Origin of the sequence: Sphingomonas panni (assembly GCF_022664435.1) — a bacterium.
Taxonomy (GTDB): Bacteria; Pseudomonadota; Alphaproteobacteria; order Sphingomonadales; family Sphingomonadaceae; genus Sphingomonas; species Sphingomonas panni.
Window position 1 is genome coordinate 1 of sequence record NZ_JAKREU010000019.1, and the last position, 22286, is coordinate 22286.

The 22286-nt window shown below is 64.8% G+C and carries 18 protein-coding genes and 1 pseudogene; 7 read left to right on the forward strand and 12 right to left on the reverse strand.

All coding sequences use genetic code 11. The features are described from left to right. Positions 1 to 103: 103 nt before the first annotated feature. Both MF609_RS19580 and MF609_RS19585 read right to left on the reverse strand, forming a co-directional pair. On the reverse strand, positions 104 to 439 hold the full coding sequence (locus MF609_RS19580) for a four-helix bundle copper-binding protein (protein WP_242417735.1): 336 nt from the start codon (positions 437 to 439) through the stop codon (positions 104 to 106). 69 nt (positions 440 to 508) lie between these two features. Then, the gene (locus tag MF609_RS19585; RefSeq protein WP_004212961.1) at positions 509 to 1822 is read right to left on the reverse strand and encodes a hypothetical protein; all 1314 of its coding nucleotides are present in this window, start codon (positions 1820 to 1822) and stop codon (positions 509 to 511) included. Positions 1823 to 2125: 303 nt separating this feature from the next. Between MF609_RS19585 and MF609_RS19590 the strand changes: the two genes are divergently transcribed. Further along, a complete protein-coding gene (locus MF609_RS19590; protein WP_004212962.1) occupies positions 2126 to 2596 on the forward strand; it encodes a YybH family protein in 471 nt (156 codons plus the stop codon). Positions 2597 to 2678: 82 nt separating this feature from the next. Here MF609_RS19590 and fliE read toward each other — a convergent pair whose 3' ends face one another. The 4 genes and pseudogenes from fliE to MF609_RS19610 form a co-directional block, all read right to left on the reverse strand. Further along, positions 2679 to 3131 carry a flagellar hook-basal body complex protein FliE gene (gene fliE, locus MF609_RS19595; RefSeq protein WP_037491557.1) on the reverse strand — a complete coding sequence of 151 codons (453 nt, stop codon included), beginning with the start codon at positions 3129 to 3131 and terminating at the stop codon, positions 2679 to 2681. A 197-nt stretch (positions 3132 to 3328) separates the two neighbouring features. Continuing rightward, on the reverse strand, positions 3329 to 4033 hold the full coding sequence (locus MF609_RS19600) for a DUF6118 family protein (protein ID WP_242417736.1): 705 nt from the start codon (positions 4031 to 4033) through the stop codon (positions 3329 to 3331). A gap of 9 nt (positions 4034 to 4042) precedes the next feature. After that, a complete protein-coding gene (traA, locus tag MF609_RS19605; RefSeq protein WP_046407111.1) occupies positions 4043 to 6538 on the reverse strand; it encodes a Ti-type conjugative transfer relaxase TraA in 2496 nt (831 codons plus the stop codon). A 32-nt stretch (positions 6539 to 6570) separates the two neighbouring features. After that, a pseudogene (locus MF609_RS19610) lies at positions 6571 to 9123 on the reverse strand (Tn3 family transposase); the annotation flags it as partial. Between the two features lie 77 nt (positions 9124 to 9200). Between MF609_RS19610 and MF609_RS19615 the strand changes: the two are divergent. Together MF609_RS19615 and MF609_RS19620 are read left to right on the forward strand one after the other, a co-directional pair. Beyond that, on the forward strand, positions 9201 to 9722 hold the full coding sequence (locus tag MF609_RS19615) for a transposase (protein WP_242417737.1): 522 nt from the start codon (positions 9201 to 9203) through the stop codon (positions 9720 to 9722). Further along, positions 9688 to 10623, forward strand: a complete 936-nt coding sequence (locus tag MF609_RS19620; protein WP_242417738.1) for a transposase — start codon at positions 9688 to 9690, stop codon at positions 10621 to 10623. Before MF609_RS19615 ends, MF609_RS19620 begins: the two co-directional genes overlap by 35 nt. Positions 10624 to 10629: 6 nt before the next feature. Here MF609_RS19620 and MF609_RS19625 read toward each other — a convergent pair whose 3' ends face one another. The 6 genes from MF609_RS19625 to lldP all read right to left on the reverse strand — a co-directional run bounded on the left by MF609_RS19625 (position 10630) and on the right by lldP (position 19395). Next, positions 10630 to 11196 carry a recombinase family protein gene (locus MF609_RS19625; protein WP_004212894.1) on the reverse strand — a complete coding sequence of 189 codons (567 nt, stop codon included), beginning with the start codon at positions 11194 to 11196 and terminating at the stop codon, positions 10630 to 10632. A gap of 311 nt (positions 11197 to 11507) precedes the next feature. Beyond that, complete coding sequence (gene ppdK / locus MF609_RS19630) at positions 11508 to 14213, reverse strand: pyruvate, phosphate dikinase (RefSeq protein WP_242417739.1); 2706 nt, start codon at positions 14211 to 14213, stop codon at positions 11508 to 11510. 102 nt (positions 14214 to 14315) lie between these two features. Continuing rightward, complete coding sequence (locus MF609_RS19635) at positions 14316 to 15728, reverse strand: DcaP family trimeric outer membrane transporter (protein ID WP_242417740.1); 1413 nt, start codon at positions 15726 to 15728, stop codon at positions 14316 to 14318. Between the two features lie 87 nt (positions 15729 to 15815). Further along, positions 15816 to 16949 carry an FMN-dependent L-lactate dehydrogenase LldD gene (gene lldD / locus MF609_RS19640; RefSeq protein ID WP_242417741.1) on the reverse strand — a complete coding sequence of 378 codons (1134 nt, stop codon included), beginning with the start codon at positions 16947 to 16949 and terminating at the stop codon, positions 15816 to 15818. Further along, positions 16946 to 17725, reverse strand: a complete 780-nt coding sequence (locus tag MF609_RS19645) for an FCD domain-containing protein (protein ID WP_234422623.1) — start codon at positions 17723 to 17725, stop codon at positions 16946 to 16948. The genes lldD and MF609_RS19645 overlap by 4 nt, the downstream gene beginning before the upstream one ends. Beyond that, positions 17722 to 19395 (reverse strand): L-lactate permease, encoded by a 1674-nt coding sequence (lldP, locus tag MF609_RS19650; protein ID WP_242417742.1) that lies wholly within the window; start codon positions 19393 to 19395, stop codon positions 17722 to 17724. Before lldP ends, MF609_RS19645 begins: the two co-directional genes overlap by 4 nt. On the opposite strand from lldP, the gene MF609_RS19655 reads away from it, so the two are divergent. The 4 genes from MF609_RS19655 (at position 19394) to MF609_RS19670 (ending at position 22231) form a co-directional block, all read left to right on the forward strand. Further along, positions 19394 to 20503: a DUF4336 domain-containing protein gene (locus MF609_RS19655; RefSeq protein ID WP_242417743.1), complete on the forward strand. Its 1110-nt coding sequence runs from the start codon at positions 19394 to 19396 to the stop codon at positions 20501 to 20503. The two genes, lldP and MF609_RS19655, sit on opposite strands and share 2 nt — an antisense overlap. Before the next feature lie 428 nt (positions 20504 to 20931). After that, on the forward strand, positions 20932 to 21222 hold the full coding sequence (locus tag MF609_RS19660; protein WP_231729974.1) for a hypothetical protein: 291 nt from the start codon (positions 20932 to 20934) through the stop codon (positions 21220 to 21222). 20 nt (positions 21223 to 21242) lie between these two features. Continuing rightward, positions 21243 to 21662, forward strand: a complete 420-nt coding sequence (locus tag MF609_RS19665; RefSeq protein WP_046407154.1) for a periplasmic heavy metal sensor — start codon at positions 21243 to 21245, stop codon at positions 21660 to 21662. Next, positions 21659 to 22231, forward strand: a complete 573-nt coding sequence (locus tag MF609_RS19670; protein ID WP_046407140.1) for an RNA polymerase sigma factor — start codon at positions 21659 to 21661, stop codon at positions 22229 to 22231. The genes MF609_RS19665 and MF609_RS19670 overlap by 4 nt, the downstream gene beginning before the upstream one ends. Positions 22232 to 22286 lie beyond the last annotated feature (55 nt).

Here is a 22286-nt window from a genome sequence, read left to right on the forward strand (position 1 = left end):
TCTAAAGCGTTGCCGCAACCCTGACCGTGCATCGCACCGTCTCACGCGCCTTGGCTCGCAATGTAACGGGAGGGCGGCGGGGAAAGCGCCGCCCTCGGGCCATTTACGCGGCCATCTTGTCGCAAGCCTCGGCGCACTTGCGACACGCGGCGACGCAATCCTCCATGCCGTCCAGCCCTTCGCAGCTCGACGCGCACGCCCGGCAAATCTCGGCGCACTCGCGGCAGATATGCCGGTGATGCTCAGATTTCCGCGCCATGAAGTCGATCGCGACCGCGCAAATCTGCGCACAATCGGCCATGATCTTCATGTGCTGCGGCTCGGCATGTCGGCCTCCCGCCTCAAGGCAATGGTTCATCGCCATGTGGAGGCAGGTGATGTGGCATTCATGGCAGGCGTCCATGCACGCCTTCATCTCGGGATCGATCTGATGCATCATTCATCTCCAGCTGAGCCCCCGCCCATTTGAAAATACGCGGCGCGCGCGCGTACCCCTTACCTCTCTCGATCAAGCCAGCTTGCTGGAGATGGCTTTGATCGCTTTAAGCCCCGATCCGAACCTGGCGATTGCCTCGCGGTTTCTCTCCAGCTCGCCGTAGGGAAGATACGATATGTCGAGATCGGCGACGCGGCTGAACGCGGGACGCTGTAACTGCGCGCGGACATCCGCCTCGCGGGCGTCGGGTGCGACCAGAAACAGCCCTGCGGTCGCGTGGAGGGCGCTGCCGCTCAGCGCCAAGTCGAGCATGCGCACAATGCCCGAGTAGATCGACGTCGAATGCTCGACCTCGAACGCTGCCGCGACGTGATCGCCGCCGCGCTCAAGCCACAGCACGTCGATTAGACGGATGGAATCCGCCCCCTTCGAGGTTGCGATGGAGGCGGGCAGGTGCTCAAGGCACCCATGTCCCAACGGCGATCCATTGAAGGCACGGCTGCGGTCGTTCGATGCGATCCACACGTCATAGCCGAGCGCGAGTCCTAGATCGCGAAGCCATGCTTGGATTTCAGTATGGGTGCGCTCGTTCTCGCCTTCGCGTAGCGCCGCCTTGCTGAGCGTGCGCGCCTCCTCGCGCGCCGTCTCAAGCCGTTGTCCCCAACTTGCCAGCGCCTCGCCGCTAACATCGAGAGGAGGGGCCGGGTAGCGATCGAAGCCGATGTCGAACAGCAAGCCGCCAATCGCACCCAGGTCGTTCGATAGCAGGTCGCGGTGGCGATCGTTCAAGTCGAGTACACCCGACCGCATCGCCAGAAAATGCTCCCAGCTCCCGAGCTTCACCTTCGAGCCGGTCAGCGCGTTGTAGCCTTTGACGATCGCGGTGTTGAAGGGCGGCACCAGCGTCGGGTGAAGAAAATAGAGCAGGTTGGCGACCGCGGGCCCGAGCCCCTTGATCTTCAAGCGATCGATCGTGTGGATATGGCCAATAATTTCCTCGGCCGTGTCGCAACACGAACAGGCGTCGAGCAAGCGACCGAACGCCCGCTGGTTCTCCGGGTTTTCGTAGATATCGGGTATGCGGAGCTTCGGCTTCCAGAGAAAGGCATGGTCAGCGCCTTTGAAAATTTGACGCTGCTCGGCGACGGAATGAACGACCGTTTCGAGCGACGATCCCCGGTAGGCGACGCCGAACGTGCCGCGCTCGATCTCACCAACGACCTGGCCAATACCACGCCGGATCGAGCGGAAGTTTTTCAACCGTTCGTCCCACAGAAACCAGCTTCGGTAGGTTGCGCCAGGATCGTCACGCCAACGGGCAATAAGACGACGAACGAGGCCACCGTGATCCTCTCCGGTAGTAATTTGGTCGGGTTGCGTGGCCATATTGTCGGTGTGATCCCCATTCGCTGAACCAAGACCTAAGCCCCTGGCCGGTGACCGTCGAGCTTCTTGATTCAGCATACCGGACCGCGAGGTTCCGCACCTGTTCAGTTATAACGTGACAACGGCGGGGATGCTCGGTTTGATGGTGAGCCGTGACCATCGTGCTTGCCATCCAAAGTTGGCTAAGGGCTATTTAGTACACGGTAGCCTCGACCATTTCGCGACCTGACGGTCAGTCGGCTGCTCCATATCGCATCAAGCGGTGATAGCCTAAAGCCGGACAGTCTATTTGGGAGATCATGAATGAACACCGGCGTGAAAACGATTATGCTCATGTCGATCGCCGTGCCTGTTGTGGCGTGGGCTCAGCCGGTCGCCCGCGATGCCGATACACGGGCCGTGGAGGCTGTGCTCTCACGGTACAAAAACGCGATCGAGAAGCTTGACGTCGCTGGAACCGAAAAACTGTTTACGATTGACGCGCGGGTCTTCGAGACAGGAAGCCCTGAAGGAACCTACGCCACCTACCTCGCCCATCATCTTGGTCCCGAGCTGCGGCAGTTCAAATCGTTCCGCTTCTCCGACTACAAGGTCGACGTCCGCTTCGAAGGGTCGGTTGCCCTTGCGACCGAGACCTACCGTTACCGAATCGAGCCAAGAACCGGCGAGGCCGCCGAAAGACTCGGCGTCGCCACAAGCGTGCTGAAAAAGGTGAACGGGGGATGGAAGATCGTGTCCATGCACAACAGCGCTCGGAAACCGAAGGGCAGCTGACGGACGCAGGCGGGGGCTGGCGTGCGAACGTTTTTCGCAGCACCGGATTAGCGACAAGGCGATGTGCTTTCGGCAGATTGCGCTAGACCGGCATACTCATGATGTCCTTGTAGGCCGAAAGCACTTTATTACGAACTTGCAACGTTGCCTCGAATGCGATCGAGGACTCCTGCCGCGCGAGCATTACCTTCGCAATGTCGGTTTCGTCCCCGCGTTCGTAGGCGACCGTCAAAGCACCAGCGCGCGCATTGATCGCGTTAATTTTTTGAAGCTGCGTCTGAAAAGTAGAGGCGAAGCCGCCTGGCTCCGCGTGTCCTGGCTGCGACACGCCCGCCGCTCCGCTCACCCCTGAGACGGAATTTGGGCTATCCACCGTTCCCAGCGCGGTGTTCATCGCTGCGTCAAAAGCCGCTCCTCTCGCAGCCGCGGAAACGGCGACAGAATTCGGGTTGCTCGCTATATTCCGAAGCGCCGCGTTCTTGTCGAGGACGGCGTTCCGCAGGGCCATAACGTCGTTGATGGAGATGCTGCTCATATTCACCCCGGTGCGACTTCTATCGCATCTGTATGATCGCACTGTAAGCATTAGAAGATGGTTAACGACGCTTAGTATTGATTGCCTGATCGTGAAGCCATGCGCCGACCTCTAATTGGACCCGCCCAAGCGTGCCACGGTGAGGACCGGGCCGGATTGTCTATTGTCAATTGCTTGGCGGAATAGATACGCGGCCACTACGGGGCGACCTTAATTGTGCATCGCACTGTGGCACGCGCCCGATTCGCCGCTTTGCTGCAACCCTCGATCGTTTCACGATTGGCCGTCACGATCTTGTCGGCCGCGACGATCGCGCGGAACTGTGCGGCGTCGGCGCTCTGCATCATCCGCTGACCTGCCTCCCAACGGGGCATGTCAAGCGTCCGCGCCGCCATGCGCTCGGGCCATCGCCAGCTCGCCGGCGCGAGCTCGCGCGCGACGAGGCCCGGCACGATCGCCCATGCGAGGATGCCGGCCGCTACCCCGCCCAAGGCGAACCATAGCTGCCGGTTTCTCTGGTCGGCGCGTGTCCATGCGGACCCGGCGATGGCGCGAAGCTCGGCCATGACGCGGGCCTTGTCCTCGCCCGCCTTGGCGAGCGCCGCCTGATCCTCGCGCCGGGCGGCGTTGCCCACCGCGGCGATCCGTTGCGCCATCTGCTCCGGCGTCATCGCCAGCGCCGGACTCCGCACGATCACGTCGTTGATGAGCGCGACGCGGGCGGCCGTGGCGTCCACGCCCTGCTGCATCCGCCCTAACGTCTCGGTGTAGTCGGGAACGTCGATCGCGCCGCGCTCGGCCGCCAGACCCTCCACGGTGCGGCGCAACAGCGCCAGCTCGCCACGCATGGCCTCGAACGCCTCGGCCGCGTCGGTTCCGCCCTGATCGTCCTCGTCCGTCACCCGTCCCCCTTATCGGCTCATGCCACGATCGCGGTCGCGGCCTTGTCCGACCGACTGCGCCAGCTCCTGCCCGATCGACCGGCCCCGCTCCATGTTCAACGCCAGCTCGGGCGCGTGCCGCTTCAAGGCGGATTCGAGCTGCGGGTCGCGATGCAACCCGCCCGCGATGCTCTCCATGCGCTTGCCGAGCTTCTCCGCGCCCGCGCGGTCGCCGGCGCGCTCCATACTGGCCCGCGCCGCCTTCATGTCCTGCCACTGCTCCACGAAGCGCCCCGCACGCTTCTCCGGGTCGATACGGACCTGGCGCTCTACCTCCATCGCCTTCGCCGCGCCGCCCGTGTTCCCTTCGGCCGCGGCGCGTGCGAGCTGGGGGTCGCGCTCGATCGCGCTGGCGAGGTCGCGCGCGCCATTCGGTCGCACCTGGTCGAGCGCGTCGCCCGCCTTCGCCAGCGCCTGTTCCTGGTGCGCCAGCACCGGCAACCCCTTCTCCCGCATCCGGCCTATATCGGCCGCGGCGCGCCCATAGCGTTCGATCGCACGGGCCTGCGAGGGCGCCAGCGGCCGATCGGCCGCGATGCGCTCCGGCGACGTCGTTTTTTCCGACGTCGGTTTCGGCCGGAACCCGGCGAACATGCCCCTGGCCTTGTCGCGCACCTTCTCCGCCACCTGACGCGCGAGTTCCGGGAACCGGATCTCGCGCCGATCGGCGAACGCACGGGCCTGGTCCTGCTCGGGCCGCGCATAGTCGCCGGCCATGTCCTTGCCCCGGTCGCGCGACATGGCGCGGACGAGCTGGCGCTGGTCGGCGAAGTCGTCGCGCCCGTAATGGAGCTGCACGTCATCACGATGCCGCGACATGCCGACATAGGCGCTGTGGCGGTCCATGCCGGGGGTGGCGAGGACGTGGGCGTGATCGACGGTCACGCCCTGCGCCTTATGGAAAGTGGCGGCGTAGCCGTGATCGACCGCGGCATAGTCCTTTGCGTCGAACGCGACCCGCGCGCCGCTGTCGAGCCGAACCTTCATCCCCTCGGCCGATACCTGCTCGATCGTGCCAAGCGTGCCGTTCTTCACCCCCAGCGACCGCTCGTTCCGCAGGAACATCAGGCGGTCGCCGCGCGCGAACGCGCGCGTCCCCCGGTCGGCGCTGAACGTCACGTCGTCGCCAAGGTCGCCGGTCGCGCGAAGTCGGCCGCGCGCTTCCTCGTTCAGCTCGCGGACCTCGGCGTTGGTGTGGGTGAGGATGATGCGGGATTTGCCCGGTTCGGCCTGGCGCTGCCGATCCCAGCCATCGACCAGCTCGCCCCGCGCCTGCTCGCGCGTGTCGGCCGCGTGGACCATGCCCTTGCCGTCATAGGCGTGGATCGCCTCGCCGGTGCGCCCGGTCGCCAGCGCGCGGGTGGCGTCGCGCTGCCAATCCTCGCGCTGCCGGCGAATCTCGGTGATCTCGGCCGCGCCGTGCCGCTCGGTGACGCTGCGGAACGCCGCGCCCGCCTCGATCGCCTGTAACTGCTCGGGGTCGCCGATCATCACGACCTTGGCCCCGGCGTCACGCGCCTGGCTCAACACCCGCTCCATCTGGCGCGAGCCGATCATGCCCGCCTCGTCCACCACCAGCACGTCACGCGGGCCTAGCTGCTCGCGCCCCTGCCCCCATGCGTGCTCAAGGCTGGCGAGGGTGCGGGACTGGATGCCGGACCCGCCCTCAAGGTTCTCGGCCGCGATCCCCGACAAGGCCGCACCGCGCACCTGGTAGCCCTGCCGCTCCCAAGCCTCGCGCGCGACGCCCAACATCGCGGATTTGCCGCTGCCGGCGTAGCCGACGACCGACGCCAGCCCCTTGCGGCCGGTGATATGGTCGAGGGCGTCGCGCTGCTCGGCCGACAAGACGAGCCCCCTGCCCTGGGCCGCGCCGATCGCGGCGTCACGCTGGCGATCGGCGATGCCGTGACCGTCGCGCGCCGCCAGCGCGCCGGCGCTGCGCTCGAGCCGGGCCTCCACCGCGATCATGTCGCGCGACGTGAACCGCTCCTGGTCGCGTCCGTCCTTCCCCAACGCGACCAGCTCGGGGCTGGCGCGCACCGCGGTCATCACCTGGTCGAACTGCTCCTTGCCGTCGCTGTGCCGGAACGCGAACACGGCCAGGTCGCGGGTGGTGAACGTCGCCTGCTGCCGGGTGATCGCGTCCAGCGCGATCGACGGGTTGGCGATGATCTTCTCGCCATTGTCGCGGGCGATGCGCGCGTGATCCTCGATCCGCTCGGCCTCAAGCCCCTGCTCCGGTCTGCGCGATGCTGCCGGGCCGATCTTGTGCTGCGGCTCCAGCGCGATCCCCTGCGCCTCATAGGAGCGATGGTCGATCCGCCCTTCAAGCCCCAGCTCGGCCATGCGCTCGTTGACGTGCGCGCTCCACGCCTCGCGCCAGTCCTTCAACAGCTCGGTGCTGTTCCAGCCCCGGTTTTTCTTCCCGAACCCCTCCGGCCCCACATCGCGCATCGCCAGCATCACAGGGGGCGTTTGCGGGAGGGGGCGGAATCCTACGCTAAGGATTTGGGCCAGCGATATTCCCCGGTTAGATTGATGTGTTCCCATCCCAACGGCGAGACGTGGGCGAGTAGATCAGGCGCGATATGGGTACCGCTGGCGGCCCGGGTATTGACGACCTCGCCGAGCTTCATGGTGTTCCAGAATATGATGATGGCGGCGAGCAGGTTCATTCCGGCGATGCGATAGTGCTGGCCTTCGCCGGATCGATCCCGGATTTCACCTCGGCGGTGGAAGCTGATGGCGCGCTTTAGGGCGTGGTGGGCCTCACCCTTGTTGAGGCCGATCTGAGCCTGGCGCTGGAGGCCGGCATCAAGAATCCAGTCGATCATGAACAGGGTTCGCTCGATGCGGCCCACCTCTCGCAATGCGAGGGCCAGCTCATTCTGGCGCGGGTAAGAGGCGAGCTTGCGAAGAATCTGGCTGGGGGCGACGATCCCCGCTGCGATCGTCGCCATGATGCGCAGGATGTCGGGCCAGTTGCGCTCGATGAGCGGTTCATTGATCTTACCTCCGACCAGCGCTCGCACATTGGCCGGCGTCGCGTTGGGCGTGAAGGCATAGAGTCTTTTCTGAGGGAGATCGCGGATACGGGGGGCGAACCTGTAGCCGAGCAAGGCGCAGGCGGCGAACACATGATCGGTGAAGCCGCCCGTGTCGGCAAAATGCTGGCGAACGCGGCGGCCCGCGTCATTCATGAGCAGCCCGTCCAGGATATAGGGAGCCTCGCTGACCGTTGCCGGGATCACCTGGGTTGCGAACGGCGCATATTGATCGGACACATGGCTGTATCCCTTGAGGCCCGGGACGTTGCCATATTTCGCGTTGATCAGATTCATCGCCTCGCCCTGCTCGGTAGCAAGGAAGAACTGCCCGTCGCTGGATGCCGATTGCCCTTGTCCCCAGGAGGCGGCCATGGGCAGGGCGGCGTGGGCCTCCACGATCATGGCGAGCGCCCGATCATAGGCGCTGCCTTCGACATGCCAGCGCGCGATCCGCAGCAATTCCCAGAAGCTGTGCGTGTTGGTCGCCGCCGCCATCTTGCGCAAACCGAGATTGACGCCTTCCGCCAGCAACACGTTCATCAGGCCGATCCGGTCGCTGCAGGGCGCGCCGGTGCGCAGATGCGTGAACGCCTCGGAAAATCCGGTTCGCTCATCGACTTCCAGCAACAGATCGGTGATCCTCGCGGGCGGGAGCTGTTGATAGAGATCGAGCACGAGATCCTCGGCCCCTTCGGGCGTGTCGGCCCTCAGCTTGTCGATGTGCAGCTTGCCGTTCTCGATGATGCCGCCTGGGATCGTGCCGGTTCGCGCCGCGCGGCCAAACTCCTTCAGCCGTGTATCCAGTCGAGCCCTGCGCTCGGCCAGCCATTCGCCGGGTCGCAGCGGCACGGCGAGCCGCGCGGTCTGCTCTATCGCCTGTGGCGGGACCAGAAGCTGCTTGAGGTCGCCATAGCGGCGCGATCCCGCCAACCATATGTCACCGGACCGGAAGGCGTCGCGGATGTGGAACAGCACCGCGATTTCCCAAAGCCGGTGGTCGCCGCTGGGCTCAGCGCGAAGATGACGATGCCATTTCAAGTTGGGACGTAGAAAATCCACCGGCGGATCGACCTTGATCCCGTTACGCAGCATCGCAACGGCCGCCAGAAGAGGCGTGGCGATCGGCGCCGCCTGCATGTCGAGCAGGCGCAGCATCCTGGGCGCGTAGAGGCGGAAACGGTGATAGCCGTCCAGCACACGGCTGAGCGGGTCGGCCGCGAGCACGTTGGTCAGCGCGGAGGCCGTGGCGACAAGGGTTCTGAACCGTTCCCAGCCAGGCCCGGTGGCGATTATCCCGTCCAGGGCCGTGCCATCGTCCTGCGCTCCAAGCAAAGCACCACCGATTTCGGCAAAGGACTTCAGCGTGTCCCGAACGGCCGCCTTTGCGTCGGCGATCCTGGTGTTGCAAAGGCGTTCGGAGGCCCGATAGAGACGGCCTACGATGCGATCGTGGGTCTCCACGATGACATCGGCCAGCGATGACCGCCATTCCAGGGTGCAGACAGCGAGGATCGCAAGCCGCCTGTCTTCGGGCAGATCACGCATGCCGTCGGCGTAATAGCGCTCGCCCTGCCGGCGAAGCCGGGTCACACGATGCGCCGGCACGCCGTCCAGCAAATCCGCCGGAAGATCGAACCTTTGAAGATATTCCAGTCGATCCATCAGCCGGTTAGCGGCTGCTGAATTTGCGCCAACCTCGAACTGTCGCAGCCATACGAAGCGCGTGACGCGACCATCCACCGTATCCTCCAACAGGTGAGCCAAATTCTCGCTCAGGGTTGGCGTGATGCGATGGGCGATAAGATCCTCGATCCGGCGCTCGGCCTCAACCAGCGCATCGGCGCAAAGGCGCTCGATCGTCGAGGAGCCGGGAAGGATCGTGCGGGTGCGGCGACACTCCGCAACGAAGCGACGGGCAAGATCCTCATTCGATGTCGCCGCCTCGGCTTCCCGAGCGATCCATTCGCGCAAATCCCGTGCGCCCCGCCCCGAAAAGGAGCGGGGCTGTTGAAAAAGGCCGGGTGATCCGATCGCGTACCTAGCGGGTTCCCTGCTTCGACACATCGGGAGCAGCGGCCATGATGGGTGAGCAACAGCGAGGCGGCAAGGGCGCAAGTTGGCGGGCGCTGGGAGCGATGATCCCCGCCGATCACATCCTACGCAGGATAGACGGGCTGATCGATCTGGGTGAACTGAGCGATGCGCTCGCCCCGCACTACAGTCGCCGTGGGCGTCCCTCGATCGCGCCCGAATTGCTGGTCCGCATGGCGCTGATCGCTCGCCTCTATGCCATCACGTCGGAGCGCCGGCTGTGCGAGGAAGTCCGCTTCAACCTCGCTTATCGCTGGTTCTGCCGATTGCCGCTCGACGCGCGGGTGCCGCACCACTCGACGTTCAGCAAGAACCGGCATGGCCGCTTCCGCGATGCCGGCATCTTCCGCATTTTGTTCGAGCAGACGGTGCGGCTGCGCCGACGCGGGGCTGATCGCCCACAAGGATGCGGCAATCGACGCATCGTTCGTCGCGGCCGATGCAAGCTGGCAGCGCAAGATGCGGGATGCCGATATGGCCGCGCCCCGACTTCCCCGCCCGGTTTGTGAATGGCTGGCGGATCAGGCCAATGCTCCACCGCAGGAACATGGCGTACCGCGTGGCAAGCCGGCCGAGGTGTCACGCACCGATCCGGCGTCGGCGTGGTCGGCGCGCACGGCGCGGGGCCGGTTCAGCTATGCCTTCAATGTCCTGATCGACACGCCGGGAGGGGTGGCGATCGACGTGGAGGCCAGTCCCGCCCGCTTCGCGGCGGAAGTCGATGCGGGGCGGACCATGATGACACGGGCCGACGATCGGTTCGGCTACCGGCCAAAGCGTGTCGCAGCCGACACCGCTTATGGCAGCGCCGCGTTCCTGGCGTTCGTCACCGATCGCGGCACCATCCCGCATATCCCGGTGCTGGAACGATCCGAACAGACCAAGGGCAAATTCCCCCGCGAAGCCTTCCGCTATGAGCGGGAGCAGGACCGCTATGTCTGCCCCGCTGGGAAGATACTGCCCTTTCGCGGTGCCGATCGTCGGGCTGGCTTCCTCCGATACAGCGCCAGTCCCGCCGATTGCCGCGCCTGTCACCTCAAACGGAAATGTACCGCAGGCAGCAACAGGTCGGTCACGCACAGCGAACATGAGGACGTGCGGGAGCTGGTGCGCGGCGAGATGCAGACGCCCTTATTCAAGCGGTCGATGCGGCTGCGTCGGGGCGTCGAGCGGGTGTTTGCCGATGCCAAGAGCAAGCGAGGTCTAACCCGTTTGCACCTTCGCGGCTTGCGCGGCGCAGAGGAAGAGTTTCTGTTAGGCGCGGCCATTGCAAATCTCGTGCTATTGGCCCGTCCTGATGCACGACCGACACGGACCCGCCGCCCGCCCCCGGTGCCGGAACGGATCGACCACATGGCCCGGATCAGCCGTGGCCGGTTCGAGCAATCCTACTACGCGACGATCTTCTGACACCGATTAGCCAGGTTCGCGCTCGGCCGCAGGGAAATGGCGATAGAAGGTAGAACGGCCGACCTGTAGCAGCTTCGCGACCTTCGCCGGTTTGTCGCCGGCCTTGAGCAGCTTGCGGGCCGTGTCGAGCATGTCGGGCGTCATGACCGACTTGCGGCCTCCGCCCGTGCCGCCCTTTGCCCGTGCCGCTGCCAATCCGGCGATCGTCCGTTCCTTTATCAGTTCGCGCTCCATCTCCGCGACGGAAGCGAGGATATGGAACAGCAGCCGCCCGGATGGAGTGGCCGTGTCGAACCCGTCCGTCAGGGATCGAAAATCAATCTTGCGAGCGGACAGGTCGGCCGCCAGTTCGATTAGGCCCCCGATCGAACGGCCAAGGCGATCGAGCTTCCATATCACCAGCGTGTCACCGGCCCGCACGAAATTGAGGGCTTCGGTCAGACCGGGCCGGTTCAGCTTCGCGCCGCTCACCTTGTCGGTAAACAGCTTTTCGCACCCTGCCTTGGTCAGCGCGTCGGTTTGTAGCGTCAGGTCCTGATCGGAGGTCGAGACACGCGCATAACCAACCAGCATGAGTCCCGTTATCCCATCTCAAACAGCGAATTTTGGGACTCATATTTTGGGAACATATTTTGGGAAAGCCCCAACCGGGATTCAGCGGATTTTTGCTTCGGTGACGGTCGTCCCGTTGGAGGTTCCCAATTGAGAATGCCGACCAGCGTCAAAGAGCCTTTTCATTATCAGTCGAACCACATACGAGTCAGGCGGTTATGGTAAGATGACCACTTTGGTCGATCCCTACCGTCCAAGACGGACGGGTCGAGGTTCTTTGGAGCGGGCACCACCCGCACGCTGCACCAGCAGATACGGCTTGCGGCAAACGCTCATCCAGGAACGGATGAGTCAGACCGAACCCGGACTACATTGCAGCTTCTAGCCAAGGCTACCTGCGCCGCCGCGAGCCTTGCGATCGGGACGCGGTAGGGGCTGGCCGAGACGTAATCGAGCCCGACCTTCTCGCAGAAGGCAATCGACGCCGGATCGCCGCCATGCTCGCCGCAGATGCCGAGCTTGATGTCGGGGCGGGTCTTGCGGCCGCGCTCGGCGGCGAGTTCGACCAGTTCGCCCACCCCCTCGACGTCGAGGCTGACGAACGGGTCGCGGGCATAGATGCCCTGTTCGACATAGGCACCGAGGAAGCGGCTGGCGTCGTCGCGGCTGACGCCCAAGGTCGTCTGGGTCAGGTCGTTGGTGCCGAACGAGAAGAATTCACCGGCTTCCGCGATCTCGCCGGCTTTCAGCGCGGCGCGCGGCAGTTCGATCATCGTGCCGACCAGATACTCGATGGTCCGCCCCTTGTCGGCGAACACGTCCTGCGCCGCCTTGTCGACCACCGCCTTCATCAGTTCCAGCTCGCGACGGGTGGCGACCAGTGGGATCATGACCTCGGGGATCGGGGCCTCGCCTGATTTCTCGGCGACGATCACCGCCGCCTCGAAGATCGCGCGCGCCTGCATCTCGTAGATTTCGGGATAGGTGACGCCCAGGCGACACCCGCGATGGCCGAGCATCGGGTTGAATTCGTGGAGCTCGCCCGCGCGGCGCTTCAGCTGATCGACGCCGATCCCGGCGGCCTCGGCCACTTCGGCGAATTCGGCTTCCTCGTGCGGCAGGAATTCGTGGAGCGGCGGGTCGAGCAGGCGGATGGTGCAGGGCAGCCCGACCATCACCTCGAAGATTTCGACGAAGTCGCTGCGCTGTTCGGGCAGCAGCTTGTCGAGCGCGGCGCGGCGGCCCGCCTCGTCCTCGGCAAGGATCATCTGGCGGACCGACGTAATGCGCGACTGTTCGAAGAACATGTGCTCGGTGCGGCACAGACCAATGCCCTCGGCGCCGAAGTCGCGCGCGGTGCGGCAGTCGAGCGGGGTTTCGGCATTGGCGCGCACCTTCAGGCGGCGCACCCCGTCGGCCCATTCCATCAGCGTGCCGAAGTCGCCCGCCAGTTCGGGCTGCACGGTCGCGACCGCGCCCGCCATCACCTCGCCGGTCGCACCGTCGATCGTGACGATATCGCCCTCGCGGATTTCGCGGCCGGCGACCTTCATCACCCCCGCCTTCGCATCGATCGAGATGCTGCCCGCGCCCGAGACGCAGGGACGGCCCATGCCGCGCGCGACGACGGCGGCGTGGCTGGTCATGCCGCCGCGCGCGGTCAGGATGCCGCGCGCCGCGTGCATGCCATGAATGTCTTCGGGCGAGGTTTCGGTGCGGATCAGGATCACCGCATCACCCGCGTTCGAGCGGCGCTCGGCGGTGTCGCTGTCGAACACCGCGATGCCGCTCGCCGCCCCCGGCGAGGCCGGCAGCCCCTTGGTCAGCACGTCGCGCGCCGCCTTGGGATCGAGCGTCGGGTGCAGCAGCTGGTCCAATGCCTGCGGATCGACGCGCGCGATCGCCTCCTCGCGCGAGATCAGCCCTTCCTCGGCCATGTCGACCGCGATCTTCAGCGCGGCCTTCGCGGTGCGCTTGCCCGACCGGGTCTGCAGCATCCACAATTTGCCCTGCTGCACGGTGAATTCGATGTCCTGCATGTCGCGATAGTGCCGCTCCAGCCGGTCGAACACCGCCGCCAGCTCGGCATAGGCGTCGGGCATCGCCTCTTCCATCGACAGCGGCTTGGCATTCGCCGCCGCCCGCGCCGCGGTGGTCAGATATTGCGGCGTGCGGATACCCGCGACCACGTCCTCGCCCTGCGCGTTGATCAGGAATTCGCCGTAATAGGCGTTGGCGCCGGTCGACGGATCGCGGGTGAAGGCCACGCCGGTCGCCGACGTGTCGCCCATATTGCCGAACACCATCGCCTGCACGTTGACCGCCGTGCCCCAGTCGCCGGGAATGTCGTTCAACCGGCGATAGACCTTGGCGCGGTCCGCCTGCCACGATCCGAACACCGCGCCGATCGCGCCCCACAACTGGTCGTGCACGTCCTGCGGGAACGGCTTGCCCCACAGCTCGACCACGATGTCCTTGTACTGCGCCACCAGCGCGCGCCAGTCGTCGGCGGTGAGGTCGGTGTCGAGATAATAGCCGCGATCTTCCTTGGCGATCTCCAGCGCTTCCTCGAACCGGCCGTGGTCGAGTTCGAGCACGACGTCCGAATACATCTGGATGAAGCGGCGATAGCTGTCCCACGCGAAGCGCGGATCGTCGGATACCTTGGCGAGCCCCTCGACCGTCGCGTCGTTGAGGCCGAGGTTCAGCACCGTGTCCATCATGCCCGGCATCGATACCCGCGCGCCCGAGCGGACCGAGACGAGCAGCGGGTCGGCCTCGTCCCCGAAGCGCTTGCCCGTGATCCCCTCGATATGCGCGATGCCGGTCGCGACCTCGTCGCGCAAGCTGTCGGGGAAGGTCTGGCCGTCCTCGTAATAGCGCGTACACATCGTCGTCGCGATGGTGAAGCCCGGCGGCACCGGCAGGCCGATCGACGCCATTTCGGCAAGGTTCGCGCCCTTGCCCCCCAAAAGCGTCTTGTCGCCCGATCCCCCGTCCGACACCCCGCCGCCGAAGCGATAGACATATTGCGTCATTGCTCGTTCCCCATGCTCTCCGCGCGGGTGGTCCCGCGTCGGGGTATCTGATTCAATCGGCGGTCGTATTTCGTTCGGCACACGAACCGTCGACCGGCCGGTTCAAAATCCTTGTTTCACCGTAAAGTGCAGCCGTTCGAGCATGCCGCTTGCGCCGTTCACAAGTTCGCGGTGCGACACGCGCAGCTCGACGCCGAGGTCGAGGCGTGGCAGCGGCGACACGAACAGGTTGACTGCGGTGTCCCACACCTGGCGCGTCGACAGCGGCGAGGCCGTGGCCGGGTTCCAGATCCGTTGGAACGACCCCATCCAGGTACTGCGCAGCGTGCCGATCCAGAAATGGCGGACCCCGGCAAAGCCTGCGAGCAACGGAACCGGGACGAGCCGATCGTTTGCCGTGTCGTAGATCGCATCGGCCGCGACGTTGGCGCCGACATAGCGCCCCAGCCCGCGACCGCCGGTCATCATGAAACGGATATCGTCGCCCTTGCCGGTCGATAGCGGCGCGATCCCGGCCAGCGACACACCATAGCCCTGGGCCGTTACCGCCGGTCGACCGTTGGCGGGATCGACCCGCATCGATCGGAACAGCCCGGTCAGCGACAGGCTGGCCCCCTTTGCCGCCCAGAGCAATTGTCCGGTCAGGTCGGGAACGCTGTCATCGTCATTGTCGGCCAATGCAGGCGCACCGGCCATCGCCGACACGGTTTCCGGGTTCTCGATCGACGTGGAGATGGTCCACCCGTCGCCGACCGGATGACTGTAGCGCAGCAGCATCTGCCGAACCAGCACGGTGCCGTCGGTTACCCCGACGAAATCGGCGGTTTCGGGCAGGGCCGCGACATATTGAAAATTGCTCCAGTCCTGCCCGACCGCGAACCCGCCATAACCCGCGACCGCGCGACGCAGGCCGAGGGTATAGGGGTTGAGCGCGCGCTCGCCGCCCGACACCGCCGGCGCGACCTGAAAGTCTGCTTCGATCAGCGTCGTCAGCGACTTCTCGCCGATCGGCGTCGCGGTCTGGAACGCGATCCGCGACTGTTTGGCCGACGCATCGGCAAGAATGGCGGATCGCCGCCCACCGACCGGGATCGACTGTGGCAGCGACAGTTCGCGGCCCAGCGGATTGGTTGCGGTGTCGCCATCGCCATAGCGGCTGAAGATGAGGTCGCCCTTGATGAAGCCGCTGATGCGAAAATTGGTTTCGCCGATACGGAAGCCGTATCCGGCGGGTAGCGCCGATGGTCCGCCCTGTGCCAACACTGACGGCGCACCCGCCGGCCGGGGCAGCGGGTCGGAGGGGCCCTGCTGCTGCTGCGCGGCGGTGCCGGTGGCCGGAGGCGACGCGACGACCATGACCGGCGGCGTTTCGCGCGGCTCCTTCGCGGTCAGCGCGCGTTGTACCGTGTCGAGCCGGCGCTGCAACTCGTCCACCTTGTTGCGCAACGCTTGATAGTCCGCGACGGTCTGCGCGGTGGCGGGCGTCGTGCCCGCCAGCATCAGCCCTGAAAGCAAGACGGCACGGGTCGTCCGCTGCCTGAAATGCGGCATCCTGTATCCCCTGTACTGATGGTCCAGCATTTGCGCCGGTGCGGTTTCGCGTCAGCGCGCGATGATGGTCGAATCGATGTCCGCGATCGTCCGTACCCCGGTCAGCGCCATTGCAACGCGCATCTCCCGGTCGAACAGTTCGAGGAGGTTGGCGACACCGGCCTGCCCGTCGGCGGCGAGTGCATAGATGAACGCGCGGCCGAGCATCGCGGCATCCGCGCCGAGCGCCAGCATCCGCACGACGTCGAGCCCCGAGCGTATCCCGGAATCGGCTAGGATCGACACCTGCCCCTTTACCGCATCGGCGATGGCGGGCAGCGCGCGCGCCGACGACAGCACGCCGTCGAGCTGCCTCCCGCCATGGTTTGACACGACAATGCCCTGCGCGCCGAAGCGCACTGCTTCCCGCGCATCCTCGACGTCGAGGATGCCCTTAATGACGATCGATCCTTTCCAGGTATCGCGAATCCATTGCAGGTCGCGCCAGCTGATCGACGGATCGAAGTTCGCGCCGAGCCACCCGATGTAATCGGCAAGCCCGGTGGCGGCCCCGCGATAGGCCGAGATGTTGCCCAGATCGTGCGGTCGCCCGTGAATCCCGACGTCCCATGCCCAGCGCGGATGGGTGACCGCCTGCAGCATCCGCCGCCACGCAGCATTGGGCCCTGACATGCCGGAATGCGCATCGCGATAGCGCGCGCCCGGCACCGGCATGTCGACCGTAAAGACCAGCGTCTCAACCCCCGCCGCCTGCGCGCGTTCGAGCGCGTCGCGCATGAAGCCGCGATCCTTCAGCACATAGAGCTGGAACCAGATCGGCGCACTCGACTGGCGCTGCACCTCGTCAATCGCGCAGACCGATACCGTCGACAGGGTGAAGGGCACCTGCTTGGCCGCTGCCGCGCGCGCGGCCTGAACCTCACCGCGTCTCGCATACATGCCGGTCAGCCCGACCGGAGCCAACACCACCGGCATACCAAGCGACTGGCCAAACAGGGTAGTGGAAAGATCGATGTCGGCAACATCGCACAGCACCCGCTGGCGCAGCGCCACGTCGGACAAGTCGGAGACGTTATGGCGAAGCGTATGTTCGGCATAGGCGCCACCGTCGATATAGTGGAACAGGAACGGCGGTAGACGACGGCGGGCCGCTTCGCGATAATCGGTGGTGGCAGAAATAATCATCGGATCGTTCCCAGATCTGGTGCGGCGGCGGCGCGTTCGGCGCGGGCAAGGTCGTCCTCGACCCGTCGGACCGTCGTGCGCACGAATTCGAGATGGACGTCGGCGGCATCGCGCGCGCCCTCGGCATCGCCAGCGACGATCCGCTCCATGATCGCGCGGTGCTGCGCCGACAATTCCTCGAAGGTGCGCGGCACCGCGTAGATTTTTTCGCGGGTCTGCGAGATGCTGGTATGGAGCAGCCCGAACAGACTCGACATGACATGGGTCAGCACCGCGTTGCGTGAGGCATGCGCGATGGCGAGGTGGAACGCGGCGTCGGCATGCGCCTCGGCAGCGACATCACCGGCGGCATGCAGCTTCTCCATCGCGTCGAACCGGCGGCGGATACGGTCTTTATCGACTGCGTCGGCCCGCCGTGCGGCGTGATAGGCGGCGGTGCCGTCCAGCGACTCGCGCACCTCGAAAATGTCGTGGCCGTAGCCCGGATTGCCCTCGACCAGCGGAGCGAGCGGTTCGGCGATCATCGCCTGCGTCCACTGCGCCGACGGTTCGGCGAGGATTGCGCCGGCGCGCGGGCGGATGATGATCCGTCCCCGCGATACCAACCGGTTCATCGCCTCGCGCAGAATGTTGCGCGATACCCCAAGCGTGTCCGCCAGCGCGCGTTCGGACGGGAGCCGCGCTCCCGGTAGCAGCTTGCGCTCGACGATCAACGCCTCGATCGCGGCTTCGGCCCGGCCCGATGCGCTGGGTGCTGCGTTCCCGACCGCGCTCACGGGATCATCCATGGCACGAGGTACGCCTGGATCGTCGTGATGACCCCTACCAGCGCGCACAGCGGCAGGCTGTGGCGCACGGTGAAGCGAAACAGGTCCGACTCCTTGCCCACCAGCCCGACGGCAGCACAGGCGATCGCGATCGACTGCGGCGAGATCATCTTGCCGGTGACGCCGCCGGTGGTGTTGACCGCGACCAGCAGCACGTCGCTGACCCCGATCTGATGCGCGGTATTGGCCTGGAGCGCGGCGAACAGCGCGTTGGCCGAAGTATCCGATCCGGTCAGGAACACGCCCAGCCATCCCAGGAACGGCGAGAAGAAGGTAAACGCCGATCCGGTATGCGCCAGCGCCAGTGCCAGGGTCGCCGACAGTCCCGAATAATTGGCGAGGAACGCAAAGGCGAGGACCATGCCGATCGAGTAGATCGGAATTGCGAGGCTTTTCAGCGTATCGCCGAACGTCCGCACGGCCTCTGCGGGCTTCATCCGCAGGAAGGCGATGGTGACGATCGCCGCCAACATGATCGCGGCGCCGGTCGCCGACAGCCAGTCGAACTTGTAGACCGCTTCGTACGGCGTGACCTGCTTCACGATCGGCGGCACCTTGGCTACCAGCTTGTCGAGAAAGGGTACGTGCAGCTTAAGGACAAGATGCGCGAGCGGTCCGTCGGCGGCGAACAATGCCTTGACCGGGGCGATGCTCCACAGCGTCACGAACACCGTTAGGATCAGGAACGGCGACCATGCCCAAGCGATCTTCGCCGGCGAATGGCGCACGGTCTGCGTCGTGATCGGTGCGACCGGTACCGCGCCGTCGGCGGCGACCTCGGCCGCATCAAAGCGGAAGATGCGCTTGGGCTGCCAGAAGCGCAGGAACACCGGCAGCGCGATCAGCGAGGCGAGGGCGGCGGTGATATCGGGCAGTTCCGGCCCGATGAAGTTGGCGGTCAGGAACTGGACGATCGCGAACGAACCGCCCGCGACGAGGATGGCGGGCCATGTCTCGCGCACGCCGCGCGGACCATCCATGATGAGGATCAACCAGAAGGGCACGATGACCGAGAGCAACGGCAACTGCCGCCCGGCCATCTGTCCGATCAGGAACGGATCGATGCCGGTCACCTGACCCGCGACGACGATCGGAATGCCCATCGCTCCGAACGCCACCGGCGCGGTATTGGCGATCAGGCACAGCCCAGCGGCATAAAGCGGGCGGAACCCCAGTCCGACCAGCAGCGCCGAGGTAATCGCGACCGGCGCACCGAACCCGGCTGCCCCTTCGAGAAATGCACCGAACGCGAAGCCGACCAGCAAGAGTTGCAACCGCTGATCCTCGGTCACGGTCAGGATCGACTGGCGGATAATGTCGAATGCTCCGGTCGCGACCGCGATCCGGTAAAGGAACACCGCGCCGAGGATGATCCACGCGATCGGCCAGAGACCATAAAAGAACCCGAACACGCCAGCGGCCAGCGCACTGTTGATTGGCATGCCATACAGCCCGATCGCGACCGCCAGCGTCAATGCAACGGTGATGGTGCCGGCGATATATCCTTTCAGGCGAAAGACCGTCAGCGCCAGAAAGAAAAAAACGATTGGAATAGCCGCGACCATACTGGACAGCCAGATATTACCAAGCGGATCGTAGTTCTGTGCCCAGACTCCCATGGCATCCCTCTCCTTGAATCTGGTAGTACCAGAAATTTATTTTCAAAGGAAAAATTGGGCATTTTGTTGGGGCAGTCAATTACGTCTGCTGATAACCTATTTCTTTCTGGTACTACCATTAGGCGGCATCAGCTTATGCGTGGAAGACCGACAGCGTCATTGGGATTGCTCCTCCTGTATCCGTAAGGGAGGCAACATCGAAGCGATCATTCCGGTCTTGGAACGGGTGGCAACTGGCGACCCGTTGAAACGGATTTTCGAAATGCCATCCCAATCGGGACGGTCGCCGGGCTTAGCGTACGATTTTGACCATTCTCTCACCGGCCCCCAATCGGGAATGGCCTTTCCAGCTACCCGCCGCGTCGGCTGCAGTATAAAGCGCGGCAGAACGTGGGGGGCGAAAATGCTGCAACAATTCGGTGAAGAAATATGGACGGTGGACGGGCCGACCGTCTCCGTTGCCGGGTTTAGTTATCCAACGCGAATGATCGTTATCCGATTGTCAGACGGTGCTCTGTTTGTCTGGTCGCCCACGGCGATTTCTGACGAACTTCGGGCCGCGATAGACAGTTTGGGGCAGGTACAACACATCGTCGCACCGAACACATTGCATCATATGTTCGTCGGCGAGTGGCAAGCAGCTTATCCGGCAGCGAAATCCTATGCTGTTCTAGGGTTGCGGGCAAAGCGCCCGGACTTGAAGTGGGATCTCATTCTTGATGACACACCCACCCCGGAATGGTCGAATGAGATCGATCAGGTCGTCGTGGGTGGAAACAGGATCACGACAGAGGTCGTCTTTTTCCATCGCGCGAGCCGAACGGCCATCTTCACCGACCTTATCCAACACTTCGAGCCGGGTTGGTTCAAGGGGTGGCGGGCCATCGTGGCAAAGCTCGACTTTCTTACCGCGATCAGGCCGACCGTTCCGCGGAAATTCCGAATGACCTTCCGCAATCGTGAGGGCGCCCGACGCGCGGTGCAACGCATTATGGCATGGCCAACTGCGGCCGTCCTAACGGCGCACGGTGCACTAATCAGAAACGACGGTCAGGCGGCGATTGCCCACGCCTTCGACTGGTTGCTCGGCGGAAAGACGTCTCGGTAGTCTGAACGGCTTGATGGCTGCTTTCCCGGAATACCATCCCATGCGAGACGGGATCGCTATGCTTTGGGGTGTCATTCCGCCCCCAACCGGACCCGGCTACCAGCGGCACGTTTTTCAACAGCCCCTAGGGTTTCCAAGAGATAGCACATTCATTTGTAAACAGCGGAAGAGCCGTGCCGACCGGTGTCGCCCGGCTCCTCTATTTCTAACGCCGCGGCGTCCGCTCAGTGGCGCGCTCGGCCTGCAAACAGAGTTGCCAAGGAATTTGAACAGCGGGACGCGTGGATTGTCGGCTGCGTAGCCAGCTGCGAGCGATTGGACGCAATGGAAGAGTGCGCAGTCGCGCCGAGGGGCGTGTGGCATTCGTTCACTTCAGATTGGAGGGGTGTTCGCCGGCCGTGCGTAATGGATGTGAGGACGGCGGAGGAATGACCATGGACATGGATTTAGACAGCGCGTTGCGCCGCCTTGGCGAGCAACCGCTTGATCCCCGGCTCGCTGAACTGGAAGGCGAAGTCATGCGACTGATCGCGGCGGAGCGCCGCGCGGGTGGCGTAGTGGCGCTGCGATCCGGCATGCTGGCAGCGCTAGGCGCAGTCGCCTTGGGAGTGGTGGGCGGCGGATTGTCGTCCACAGCGGCGACTGCGCAGGTGCCGACGCTAACACCCTTCGGGCCTGCCATGCCGCTAGCGCCTTCGACCTTGCTCGCGTTCCAGTGACGAGCGGCGCCCGGAGGGCGATGCTGATCGCCATCATCGCGTTCGTGGCGGCGGTCGCAGGCGTTTGGGCTGGACGTGAGTTGTTCCCGTCCCCGCCAAGCCCGGGCGTTGAGCTTCACAGCTTGCTCCACGACGGGCTCGAGCTAGACGAAGCTCAACGGACTAAGCTCCAGGCGCTGGAGTCTCACTTCGCCGTTCGAAGGCGTGCCTTGGAGCTGGAGCTCAGAGCCGACAACGCCCGGCTCGCCGCCGCCATCGAGGCCGAACATGGTAACGGGCCGCAGGTCGCGGCGGCCGTCGATCGTTCGCACGGCGCGATGGGTGAGCTCCAAAAGGAGACGTTGAACCATATGTTCGCGATGCGGCAGATCCTGCGGCCGGATCAGACGACGGCGTTCGACCGCGCGGTGGTGAAGGCGCTGACCGCAGACGCGCGGTGAGCCTCGATCTCGCGGCCTGCACGGACGGCGAACTCGCCGCCTTGACGCTCGGCGGACGTCAGGCTGCGTTCGCTGAGATCATGCGGCGGCACCAAAAACCGGTCTACCGCCTGATCCGCTCGCATATCGGCGACGCCGAAGAGGCGCTTGACCTCACTCAGGAATGCTTCGTGGCCGCCTTTCAGAACTTGCGAAAGTATGACGGAGAGCGACCGCTCGCTGCGTGGCTGACCCGCGTGGCGATCAACAAGAGCCGCGACTGGCACAGGCGGCGGCGCATACGCCAGATACTATCGTTCGCCTCTTCGCTGCCGCCCGAGACCATGGAGAGTGGGCGGGACGAGGCGCCAGGTGCCGACGCGGTAACCTTCGATCGCGCAGAGCTTGCGCGGCTTTCGCGCGCGGTGTCCGAGCTGCCGGCCACGCTCAAGGAGACGCTTTTGCTGCGGACCGTGGAAGGACTGTCCCAGGGGGAGACCGCGGCCGCGCTGGGGATCAGCGGCAAGGCCGTGGAGATGCGACTCCGGCGCGCGCGTGAAAGATTGTCGAAAAATCTCGACTTAGTGTGAGGGGATGGGCCGGTTCGCGCGTAGTGAAAGGTAAGGTCGGCGGCCCTCCCCCCCC